Raw genomic sequence first — 12,208 nt, 5'->3', positions numbered from 1 at the left:
TATTGAGTTTACTAAAATTAGCCATAGTATTAAACCCTTGTTGAATTCATCTAAGCCATAAAGAATAAAATTAATTCTTTATGACTAACAGTTTTGAACTGTAAATGATAAACATACCTTTTTCTTTAGTGCTTAAAATTGAATTTCGATTATTTAAAAATATATTTTTCATTGTGAAACACGATAAAGAACAATATACTTGCACATTGATTAAGGTGAGGGCACTCTATCTCGCGGGATTTGGATAGCTCATTTATTAATGGTAGGTGTGGTTTTCATAGCATAATTAATAAAGTGGTTTCATGAAAAATTCAGATGTAGCTTTTCTTTATGTAAAAAAACACCCTACCTCTTTTTTTTCTGTCCAGAATAAACCAAAGTACTTATGGACTTCTTCTGAGTCAGGGGTTATTCACAATTTAACTATCCCTATACTAAAACAATTCTTAATGGGATGGTTTAAAAATCCCTATGCTGAAAAAATTGCCGCTATGCAACTCCAGAGTGGGAATTCAGAACACACAATTCAAAGTCTACCGTTTTGGCGGAGTCGTAAAGCATACCTTTCGTTGGACACTATAGCTGAACTGGATGAGCTTGGCGATTGGTATGATAAATCGTTTTTAACCAATATCCTGCTTAGGAAATTGGATCAGTATTTGGAAAATGGTTTTACAATTGGTATAAATTTTCGCGAAGTATTTCTAGTGCCTGAACATGAAGAACCCCCTTCTCATTTTCGACCGGGTATTGATGTATGTGTAAGAACTACCACTGAATACAAGAAAATGACAGATCGTTTATCTTATCAAATAGGAAAAGGGATATTTTATCAATATAAACCCTCTATATCAGCACGAGATCCTCTTAATCAAACGATTGCTAATCATTATTCAAATAACCCTTATTCCACTGATTGGGATAAACCTTATATAGATTACACTACTCCGTTGAAAAATTATCGTTTTTTTGATTCTGTCTTCGCATCTTTTATTAGCTACAAAGTATCCATTTCCTATGAGTTTTTAAAAACAGCCTCCATCTCTAAGGTTATCGCTCTTGCTTATCCAATTAATGTTTCTGAATTAATTAATTTTTTTCGAAACAGTGTCTTCTACGAGATTCCGGAACTGACTTTCGTTTTTAGGGGAAGCCAATATGAAAATGAGTTCGAGCGACAAAAGGTTTATGAAGATATTTTAAGGTTGATAAAAGAAAGTAAGTCTACTTCAATGATTCACATTTTTTTAATTACTAAAGATAATATTAATGCGAATTTATTGGAACTAAGACCCGAAACTCAGGAAACGTCCTGTCTTTTTCAACCCCTTCCGCAAGAGGCAGGGTATTATTTGTCTTCAAGAAATTTTTTATCGGCTACATACAGAAATATTCAAGAATTAGCATTAGCTCCTGATCTTTTTGAGAAAAAACTCAGATTGTTAAATAAAATTTATGAGAAAACACCCCAAAATAAACCTACTGCATATATATATGCAAAAGAAGTAAGCGAAAATATACGCAGGTCCAAAACTTTAAGTCGTGGACAACTAAAGTCCACTGCACGATTATCTATAACACAGCAAGAATCTATTGCGCAGACACAGGTAGTTAATCAACAAATTCAAAACACTCAGCAACAAGCGGTTAATCAGCAAATTCAAAACACTCAGCAACAAGCGGTTAATCAGCAATCCGTGCACGCTGCAGCTGTGTCTTCCCAAACGACAGTTGCTTCATCATGGGATTTAAAAGTTAATTTAGAAAGTTTTTGTAGACGATTAGAGACTTTTGCCAAAAAAAAACTACCGACTGTCGTCAATGAAGAACAGTTATTGAAACAAGCAGGGTGTCTCACTGAGTTTTATTTAAAGCACCATAGTCGTGCGCATTTTTATGGACAACTTGCAAATGATAATGCCTTTCGTATGCAAGTAGCCGCTAAAATATTCGGTATTGGATTGATGGCTGAAGAGGGTTTGTCCTCCGCTATAAAAATTAAACTACCTCATTATGCAATAGATAATATTGAAGCGATTGTGGCTGATTCTCTTATAGCGAATATCGAGCTTATTCGCGATGGACTGTTTGAAGAAAATCGAATAATTAAGGACCATTACTTATTTGGGCGCACCCTATATGATTATACAACCACGTCAAATGATATACCCAAGTCTGTATCTTCAATACTTCTTTCACGCTTATGGAATATACCATCTATAGAACAAAAGTCGCCCACTGAGGAATTATTTGTACCTTCTCTTCAACCTTGCATACTTATTACTGAAGAGGAACTGGGCTCGGTTGACAGTAGACAAAAAATTGAACTTATTCAGAGTGTTGAATCACTGCTTAAGCTTTTTAATTCGCATCCATCTTTAAATAAGGAAGAAATTGGCGTTCTGGAGCATCAATTTCTCGTTTTAATACGTTTTTATTGTCCGAATCGATTGGGGGAAGTTGAGCTTTTAGAGCAATTTATGGCACGTTTTACTGTGCACAATGAGGACAACTTAAAAATCCTTTTACAAATTCTTATTTGTAATCATAAAAAGGGTCTTGATTCGTTTTTAAAATTATTATCTTTTTTGAAAGAACGGGCATTATTAGACTATTTTTATAAGATTTACTTTCAATATGCAGTCAATAGTTCAGCCGTCAAAGAAGTTCTTAAGGCATTCTTAAAATCAACTTTTATAAGATTAGCTGCGCGAATTCCTATTTCCAAATCCCCGGATGAATGGCCTGATTTCGACCGATTTTGTTTGCACTTAATGTCATTTGCTGCAGAAAATAATTTCCAAATCACTGCCCATAATCTCTGGACGGTTGAAGCTTTATGGTACCGATTGTATGCAAAGTTTTTGGCGTACAGCGAAAATAATGAGGAGGAAGCACAAAAATTATTAAGTCAACTTACATCAAACTTAATTAATGATTATGGTTTATGTATTGCTCCAGTTACCTCATTTGAAACATTCGCAACAGGGCTAGAACGCTTACTTGACCATGCCATATCCAAGCATGCATTAGAAGAACAAATTGAAGAAATCAAAGGGATTTCATTTTTACCTATGGATGTTCCATATGCTTGTACTTGGAATGGGTTTCACGTGATTTCTTCTGAAATGCAAATTCATGCATCAGCTATCAATCCTAAAAATAATGCTTATTCCATTTCTGAGATGGAACTTTTAAACATTCTTAAAAGTCATCAACCCGACAATAGTTTGCTTAAAACAGCTGTCTTTCGATACTTGGGAGCACAAAACCTAAGGGAAAGTCTTAATTATTATCGAAATTTGTATGAACCACTGATACACCAAGCAGTAAGTCCAAACACGAAGTTTATCTCAGAACTCTTATTTGCTTTCTATGTCACTCAATATACCGGGAAAGGATATCATCGGGATCTCGACCACAGGAGATTTACGGAGCAATTTATGGCTTTTATAAAAAGCCATAGCTTGTCTAATTCACTATCATCTGATGAGATTTTTTTATGCATCAACAGTTTATTTTTACAATTAAACAAAACAACCACCGATGAACATAAGGGGATTCAGAGCTTATGGAGTATTTGGCAAAATCAGCATACTTTTGCGTACAAAACCGCTAAAACTCCAATACCAGAAATCTTCTTAAGAAAATTTCCTAAAAAAAATATAGAACATTTCCTATCAACGCAAAAAGAAAACTTGATAAAAGCACTTCCCGCCATAAATGAAGTTGGGCTTTCTCCATGGCCACTTATAGATGTTTGGTGTGATGAGTTAAATAGTTCTCCGGAATATAAAAAACTTATTAGGTATTATTTAGAAAAACTTTATCCAAAAATGGATATGGGAAATTTTCTGGGGAATTTTGATAAAATAAAGGCCTGCTTGTATTCTAATAATACAATCTTTCAAGTAAATTCAAAGTCCTTTGTGCATCTTGTCTTTGACCATTTTCTTGATAAAACCCTAAACCAGGATTCATTTATTTCTTTGATCCAGCTTGTGGCTACAGAAATATCAAAACATGAAAATCAACCATCATTAGACAAGTTAACTGCTCATTTCTTACTGATTTTGGCGAAAAAGCCTGAATTTTACTACGCCTTAGCCAACACAAAAGATTTAATTAGCACGCTTCTGGAAACTTTTTTATTAATTGGAGTGAAAGGAGATCTTAATTTATTGTTTAATCTAATGGAAATTTTGTTGCCATTTGGAGTGGTCGAAGCGCAACAACTTTTTAAGAAACTTATTCCCCTTATTGATAGTGAAGGAGGCAGCCATTTCCTAAAGTCCCATTCGGATTTAGATGCGACTGAATTAAGACGAATAATCCAACTCTTAGAAATAGTTAAACCCAATACACTTGCATTAAATTTACTGGAGGGGCTTTACCAACAGGGTCTTACTCAAGAACTCCCTGAAATAATTTCTTTATTCGAGCAAAAAAAAGAAAAGGACATACGCTGCTTGTTGCTGCTCGGTCAAGTTTGTCAGACAAAGAACAAATCGCTGTTAACTCAATTGCAAAATCTTAACAACAAACCAATCCAGGATTTGAAGAAAATAGCATCGATCTATAAATTAAAGATAGCGAATGTTGAAGATGTCATAAAACTATTGGCAGCTACATCTTTAGAAAAGGCTACTGCATTATTTTTGCGTAAAAAATATCAAGAGAACCTCGAAAGATATGATTATAATCCCGAAGTAATAAGGGAACAAATTTCGCAAATTAAACTGAAATCGCATGAAACAGATGACGATTTACCATTGAGCCCTCAGGAACAAGCGCAGTTATTGCAGGATTATCAATTTGTAATGTCCTATATGGCTCAAAATCCCATAAAAATTTATGTGGATGGAGTTAACAAAGAAGTCACTATTAATGAATTGAATGAAAGAGAGTTTCAGCTCCTGTTCAAAGTACTACAAGAACAATTATATAGAGGAGTGAATGTTCAACGTAACCAATTACTATTAATTGCGTTAAGTGTTGAAGCTCTATATAGAACTACTAATAAATTTCCTCGACACACGCAAATATTAACACTTCTAAAACACATTCATTATCCGGGCAACATAATTCATGAAATTAAAACCGGAGAAGGGAAGAGTATTGTTGCTGCAATGCATGCTGTTTTACTGTGTGGAATGGGGCGAACGGTTGATATTGTTACTGAAAATGATCAATTGGCTAAAAACGCCTTGGAGAAATTTTCACCATTCTATCAATATTTAGGAATCCCTTATGGGAAAAGCATTATCACTGCACAAAGTACTCATCCAGAATATATCCCCAACGGCATAAATTATTCTACGGCATCGAATCTTTCTTTATTTCGCATGCGTATGGCGTTGGAAAAAAAAGTGATGCCAACTAATCCCTCTTTGGTGGGGGATGAAATTGATGCAACTTTAACTTCTACCGTGCAGTTTCGCTTGGCAGCTACAATAGATCTTATGGGCAAAGATACAAAATTGTGGCCCGAACTGAATAAGTTATTACTTGAATTTGTTAAAGAAAAGGAAATTTATCTAAATAATCCCTGCAGCAAAGACGACGATATCGTTAATTTAAAGAATTATTTTATTGCTAAAAAACCAAGTAAAGAGTTTCTTGATTTTATACAAAAAATACCCAACGAGTTTTTAGGGATGTTAATTGAATCAGCCATGATTGCTCATGAGCTTGAAGAGAAAGAAGACTATTACATCGTTAAAATAAGTGAAAAGGGTAAGGAATATTTTTATGCAGCCCCTATAATTGATAGTACTAAAAGACCAGCTCCTAATGTTAATTATTCAGAGTATGTCCAACAATTACTCCATACACGGCTAAATAATAAACAACCGCCACCAGTTCATCCATTCAAAATTGAACCGAGCACCGAAACAATCCTTGTTAACAGTGCAAAAAATTTCTTTGATTATTATCGATTACATAATGGCCCTATTATTGGCTTGACTGGAACAGCTGGGTCCTGCGTAGAACGGGCTGAGTTTTATACGCAGCAAGGTTTACTAGCGTTCAGTTATCCTACATTTTATCCGGATCGATCCAAAGATCTGGGATTAATAACAGTGTTCGGGAGAGAAGAGCATCTTCATAAAACATTTGAGTGGATTAAGCAACACAAACTGCAAAATCCAACTCAACCTATTTTGTTAATTACCCGCTCACCACAATATACAGAGTTATTTAAGAATTTTATTACGTCGCGAACAGACTGGAAAATTCAGAGTTATCATGGTTTCGAAGAGGCAGGGAAATCAGAAGAAAATATAATTTATACTGCTGGAAAAGATGATGTTTTAACTGCGGCGAATCAAAGTCTTGCTCGAGGTGCAGATATTGATCCGGAGCATGAAGATGGTTTATTGACCATTAATTTATGTACCGATTTAACTCCCAGTGAGTTGCGCCAAATTCAAGGAAGGTCAGCTCGAAATGGGAAGCCTGGACAATTTATCTCAATCATTGATGCACAAAATCTAGGTAATCCTTCTGACTCCCCAGAAACTTTGGCAGCTGCTTTTAGAAAACATCAACTCAATATTAGCCTAAAACAACAACAAGAACGTGCAAAAACTCGTTTGTTAGAAGAAGCTCGTAACTTTATGGTAAACCAGATTCTAAAACTGCGGGAAACTGCTGATAAAATATTAGCATCCCAATATGGAGAGGATAATTCGATTGCGGATCCACAGCAGTTATTGCGTTCTTTAAGTTCCTTAAATCGAAATGCAGAGAAGCATTATGGAAAATTATTAGAGCAACACCCCTTATTCGATGATGAAGTAATAGATGAATTTTTGTCAACACGAATCAGTGATTATCAACACGTGGTGGATAATTGGCTTCCAGAAAATCAATTTAATGATGTGCAATTCGTACAACCCTCTATTCCACTTGAAACTGTAAAAAAATTAACGCCTCATTTGCAAACCACAGTTAAGCAATTACGGATTTTTTCAGACATTTTTCACCGTAAATGGAAACTGGATGGTCATAAGATAACAAAACAAAATTTTGATAACTTAGATGAATTAGTTGAGCTTTTTGATCCTTATTTTAAAAAGAAATGCAGCTTTAAACAGGCACTGGGGAATGCTGTAGATGAAAAGGGAATGCTTGGATCAGAGCAGATAAATGCATACGTTAAACTAATTAAAACAAGTTTGGATGAAATGTTGGAATTTGCGCAAACCATCCCGGTAATTGGAAAATTAGTTCCTGTCAAGTCGATCAGAAGTTATATAGAAAATTATATTGATACAACGAAGGCTAAGATACTTGAAAAAAAATGGGATGAGATACGTCTTCCTACCCTCGATATTTCAAGTATAACCACATGGTTCACAGGAATAAGTCATGTCCTTAGTGTCGGCTCCATATTTATTGGAGGACCAATGTCTTTTATTATAAATCGTTTTATCATCCCCACGATTTTCGGATGGATAAAACAAACGCTCAAACGTAGTTTTGCAAATTCAGAGTCTCTAGTAGCACAAATACTTATTGGTATTGACGACATTGGTAATGATTTATCGGAGGCCATTCATGCAATTACGACATTAGATAATGAAAAAATTACCATAGGACTTTTACTAGATAAGTTTGGTCCATTAGTAAAAAATAAAGCGCTTCTATTAGCCTTATCAAAATACTTAGAGCTTATAGAAAAACCACAATACATCCCATGGCTACAAGTTATTCCCGATGTTCTAGAGCTGTTGGAACAGTACAGAGAATGCAAACCTAATGAGTTATTACAAGTTGACACGGTCATGGCTTTTTTGCAACATGCTTGCCACTCAAAGAGAGTTTTAAATGTATTAAAAAATAGTCCTTATTATGAAAGTTTGTTGCAATTAAGTTTGTTAGACTCTAATTTTATAGGTCAAATAAGTTCTTTTTCATTTCCTGAATTTATCAATTTAATCAAGATAACCGCTCATCCAAATTTTTTTGCATTAATGGAGCAACTTCCCGAGGAGACTATTTTTGAGGAATTGGGGCAATGGCTCGAAACAATACCTGATGATCTACCTAAGAAAAGTCGACAAGCGATTCAAGAGTTATTGGATTATCAAACGAATCATGAGCGTATTGCAGAAGAAAATAAACAAAACATGTTAAATCTTCGTAAAACGTATCTTTTAACTCTGAGTAAGTTTAAAAGCGAGTTAGCGAAACTGAAGCCTGTGGTAAATGCAGTAGCACCCAAACTCGAGCAGGAGGTTAAAGACTCATCGGAGCATTTTAGCTTAAAGCAGCTTGTTGTCTTAATGGCAACAGTGGCTTTTATCAGCTATAGCTTTATATATTTGTCTATCCCTGTGGCTTTAGTCTGTTTTGCTCTTGCTGCATGGATGGTTGCCCCCGTCTTTCTTAACCAATTCTCCGCACAAAGCAATGAACAATCAAATCTCTCAGAAAAAACGGCATTATTGGATGAGATACCCTCATTTGTTTTGAATGAAGATATGCAATCTAAATTATTGGTTCATGAGAAGATAAGACAAAAGGCAAGAGGAGCTTCGAATGAAAGTATAATTCCCACTCTTTCAAATTCAAAACTTGGGTTTTTTATGGGGAAAAAGACCTCCAGTATCGATATGAAGAGGGGAGTCAGTGAGAACAAATTACCCTCCACATCTCCCGCTGAAAAAGTGAAAATGCCTCAATTAGTTGTGCCAGCTCGGTTTGTATCTCCATAAAAACCTGGTCTTATTTAAATATGTTTTTTTCTTCTCTTAAAACGCTGAATACTTCTAATGAGTTATTTGATGTTGCCCCATGTGTTAATGCATATTTTTGTACTTCGGGCTGATTGGTACGTAAAAAGGGATTAATTAATAATTCGAGTTCCAGAGTTGACGGAAGCGTGCAAAATTGGGAGGAGCTTTGTATCTTTTTTAAGTATTGTTGAATAACCGGATTATTAGGCTCCACTGTTTGTGCAAAGCGTAGATTTTGTTCTGTGTACTCATGGGCGCAAAATATTTTTGTGGTGGGGGGTAATGTTTTGAAAAGATGCAATGATTGATGTAATTGTTCCATTGTCCCGTCAAGAACACGGCCACAACCCGCAGAAAAAAGGGTATCACCACAAAATAATAATCCTTTACTAGGTTCATAATAACTAATATGACTTGAGGTATGTCCTGGATTGAATAAAATTTTGAAAACACATCGCCCAACTCGAAGGGACTGATGTTCTCGTATCGTATTATTTACATAAGGGATGCGCGGATCACTTGGACCATAAACAGTGCATGAGTGATAGGTTTTGAGTAATTGACTTACTCCTCCAATATGATCTTGATGATGATGAGTTAACAAAATAGAACCCAAGCGCAGTTGTTGTGTCTGTGCAAATTCGATTACTGCTTCTGCATCACCAGGATCGACACAATCAAAAGTTCCTGCAGTTGTATCAATAATGGCCCAAATGTAATTATCTGAAAAAGCAGGAATAGGATAAATCGTCATGAATAAGTCTCAATGATGTAAGAGGAACTATCCGGATTAAAATAAGTTTTAAGTATATTTAAGGCAGTGTTCATTTCTTCTGCTAAAGTAAAGGGTGGATTAATTATCCATAGACCACAACCCGACATACCTTCCATTGGCTTTGCTGTCAGATTAAATTCAATACGTAAAGCATTTTTGGCATTGATTTCTTTCATACCTCTGTTAAGTCTATCAGTCAATTTTTTATCGACCAACGGATACCAAAGACAAAATACACCTGTAGAAAAACGAGAATAAGCGTGTTTGATTGAAAGAGGAATTTCTTTATATTCGTCTTTTATTTCAAATGAAGGATCAATAAAAATTAATCCTCTTTTTTCTGGCGGTGGAAGTAGTGCTTTCATCGCTGCGATACCGTCAGTATTGCTAAAATGCACTTTCTTATTCATACGCTGAAGCTGGGTTAGAGCTTCAAACTCCCTGGGATGAAGCTCACAAAAGTACATTCTGTCCTGCATACGTAAGGTATTAATCGCGAGAAACGGTGAACCAGGATAATATTTTAATGAAGGAGTGGAATTGAGTTGATTGATCGCCTGAAAATAGTCTTGAAAAACAGAGGGTAGGGTGCGTTGATCAGGCCAAATTCGTTGAATGCCTTGTTTGTATTCCTGAGTTTTTTCAGCTTGTTTATTCTTTAAGTCATATAAGCCTTTCCCTGAATGGGTCTCAAGATAAAAAAGAGGCTTATCTTTACGTGTTAGGTAATTCAAAAGATGGGTTAAAGCAATATGTTTAATGACATCTGCAAAATTACCTGCATGATATCCGTGTTGATAACTGAGCATAGTGTTCCTAAAACATTTTTATAATTTGTCTACTATACTCTTTTTAAGAGAGTATAAAAGGGGAAAGCTATGGATCTTCACGAAGACTATGATGACCAATCATTCTCTGATTATAATTACGATGATGATATCGAATCTACAGCTCATCGAAAAAACATTAGACGTATGCTCGAAGAGAAGCTAGAGCGTAAACGTTTAAAAGAGGAATTTAAAGATGATTTCGACGAGTTGAGCGGAGACTTTGACTGGGATATTTTAGATAAGTAGCTGAGCGTCTCTAAAAGATGCCAGTTATTAAACGCTTTGGAATAAAAGGCGGGGGGTTTTTATTGATCAATTACCCGTCTATTTGATTCGCTAAAGTGGCCGCTTTTAGTGTATTTTCGAGTAATGTGACAATAGTCATTGGTCCTACGCCGCCGGGTACGGGAGTTATCCATGAGACTTTGTTTACCGCCTTTGTAAAATCTATATCACCTCTAATGCTACCATCCGCTAATCGATGAATACCTACATCGATAATGATCTGTTCCTTACTTAGCCATTCACAATCAATAATATCCATTTTTCCTGTGGCTATAATCACAATATCAGCGGTTCGCACAAATTTTTCTAATTGTTGGGTGAATTTATGGGCAATAGTTACTGTTGCTCCAGCAAGGAGTAATTCTAAACTCATAGGGCGACCCACAATATTTGATGCACCAATAACTAGAGCATGTTTCCTTTTGACTTCAATTTGATAATGTTTTAATAAATTCATTATGCCAAGAGGCGTACATGGGCGTAATAATGGATTACGCTGTGCTAGTCGTCCCAAGTTATAAGGATGAAAGCCATCAACATCTTTTTCTGGTTTGATGTGCTCAATAATGACACGTTCATTTATATGTTTTGGCAATGGCAATTGGATAAGAATCCCATCAATTTGATCAGAGCAATTTAAATCATCAATCAGCTTGATTAGTTCTTCCTGAGTTGTTTTTTCAGATAAGTCATAAGAATGAGAGGTAATACCTACTTCGACACACGCTTTACGCTTATTGGTTACATAGACAGTAGAGGCTGGATCATTGCCAATCAGAACGACAGCAAGACCTGGTGCGCGATGATTTATTTGTACATAATCATGTACATGGTGTTTTAATTCCTCTCGACGAAGAGAAGCGACAACCTTTCCATCAATCAATGATGCAGACATAGTTACCCATAAGAAAAGCAAGGTAATAAATTATGAATTAGAGGTTGGGGTAATGCAATAGGATTAATGATGTATGAAGTAATTATCATAATTTTAAGCTACTCCCAACTATTCATTGAACTTTAATATCTATGTACTGGAATTCAAAAAAAATTTTAAGCTTCTGTAATGAAGTTAGTTCGCATTATTGTCTCGTACATTGGACTGTACATCTGCTTCAAACTCGTTTACTCAAAGTGTTGTAAAGCCAGGCGATGAGAAAGCTACTAATGAAGGTACTAATGAATACTCCGACTGCACCAAGAACACATTGGAGTAAGGAGAGATCATAGGTCATGTATATTGTTCCCATCACACCAGTAAAGGGTTTCCCTTTATTAAAAATTACAATCATTAACCCCATGAAGAATGTAGATATTCCAGAGAGAGCGCCAAGAGATGCCCCTAAAGCAACAGGATCTATTTTGCCGAATTTCATATAGCTACCTATTATTTTCCTAATAATTCGTTCCATTATTAATTATTATCATGGTTATTGGAAGCATCTTACTTTGTACATGACAGATTAAAAGAGCTGAACATATTTTACTCAGGTGAGGAGGAGCTAAATTACAAAATTTTTTTGCAACGGAGCATGATTGACTCATAAGCTTGCTATCTCTATACTGAAATACCTTTG

At 35.5% G+C, this 12,208-nt stretch carries 6 protein-coding genes; 2 read left to right on the top strand and 4 right to left on the bottom strand.

From position 1 onward, the window contains the following. The first annotated feature begins 302 nt into the window (after positions 1-302). Positions 303-8,723: a preprotein translocase subunit SecA gene (locus ACWTEW_RS18325; RefSeq protein ID WP_454783093.1), complete on the top strand. Its 8,421-nt coding sequence runs from the start codon at positions 303-305 to the stop codon at positions 8,721-8,723. Positions 8,724-8,733: 10 nt separating this feature from the next. Here ACWTEW_RS18325 and gloB read toward each other — a convergent pair whose 3' ends face one another. Then, the gene (gloB, locus tag ACWTEW_RS18320) at positions 8,734-9,498 is read right to left on the bottom strand and encodes a hydroxyacylglutathione hydrolase (protein WP_454783092.1); all 765 of its coding nucleotides are present in this window, start codon (positions 9,496-9,498) and stop codon (positions 8,734-8,736) included. Beyond that, positions 9,495-10,328, bottom strand: a complete 834-nt coding sequence (locus ACWTEW_RS18315; protein WP_454783091.1) for a 23S rRNA (adenine(2030)-N(6))-methyltransferase RlmJ — start codon at positions 10,326-10,328, stop codon at positions 9,495-9,497. The genes gloB and ACWTEW_RS18315 overlap by 4 nt, the downstream gene beginning before the upstream one ends. Positions 10,329-10,397: 69 nt before the next feature. On the opposite strand from ACWTEW_RS18315, the gene ACWTEW_RS18310 reads away from it, so the two are divergent. Next, complete coding sequence (locus tag ACWTEW_RS18310; protein WP_454783090.1) at positions 10,398-10,595, top strand: PA3496 family putative envelope integrity protein; 198 nt, start codon at positions 10,398-10,400, stop codon at positions 10,593-10,595. 70 nt (positions 10,596-10,665) lie between these two features. On the opposite strand, the gene folD is transcribed toward ACWTEW_RS18310, so the two are convergent. Further along, positions 10,666-11,529, bottom strand: a complete 864-nt coding sequence (gene folD / locus ACWTEW_RS18305; RefSeq protein WP_454783089.1) for a bifunctional methylenetetrahydrofolate dehydrogenase/methenyltetrahydrofolate cyclohydrolase FolD — start codon at positions 11,527-11,529, stop codon at positions 10,666-10,668. A 217-nt stretch (positions 11,530-11,746) separates the two neighbouring features. Continuing rightward, positions 11,747-12,007: a hypothetical protein gene (locus ACWTEW_RS18300; protein WP_454783088.1), complete on the bottom strand. Its 261-nt coding sequence runs from the start codon at positions 12,005-12,007 to the stop codon at positions 11,747-11,749. Positions 12,008-12,208 lie beyond the last annotated feature (201 nt).

The organism is Legionella stuttgartensis (genome assembly GCF_977063405.2).
The sequence above is the reverse complement of the archived record's forward strand: the minus strand, read 5'-3'. Positions and strand labels throughout refer to the sequence as shown.

Excerpts from the sequence above, each read along its gene's own strand:
- ACWTEW_RS18325 (WP_454783093.1), top strand. The coding sequence starts at position 303 with ATGAAAAATTCAGATGTAGCTTTTCTTTATGTAAAAAAACACCCTACC.
- gloB (WP_454783092.1), bottom strand. The coding sequence starts at position 9,498 with ATGACGATTTATCCTATTCCTGCTTTTTCAGATAATTACATTTGGGCC.
- ACWTEW_RS18315 (WP_454783091.1), bottom strand. The coding sequence starts at position 10,328 with ATGCTCAGTTATCAACACGGATATCATGCAGGTAATTTTGCAGATGTC.
- ACWTEW_RS18310 (WP_454783090.1), top strand. The coding sequence starts at position 10,398 with ATGGATCTTCACGAAGACTATGATGACCAATCATTCTCTGATTATAAT.
- folD (WP_454783089.1), bottom strand. The coding sequence starts at position 11,529 with ATGTCTGCATCATTGATTGATGGAAAGGTTGTCGCTTCTCTTCGTCGA.
- ACWTEW_RS18300 (WP_454783088.1), bottom strand. The coding sequence starts at position 12,007 with ATGAAATTCGGCAAAATAGATCCTGTTGCTTTAGGGGCATCTCTTGGC.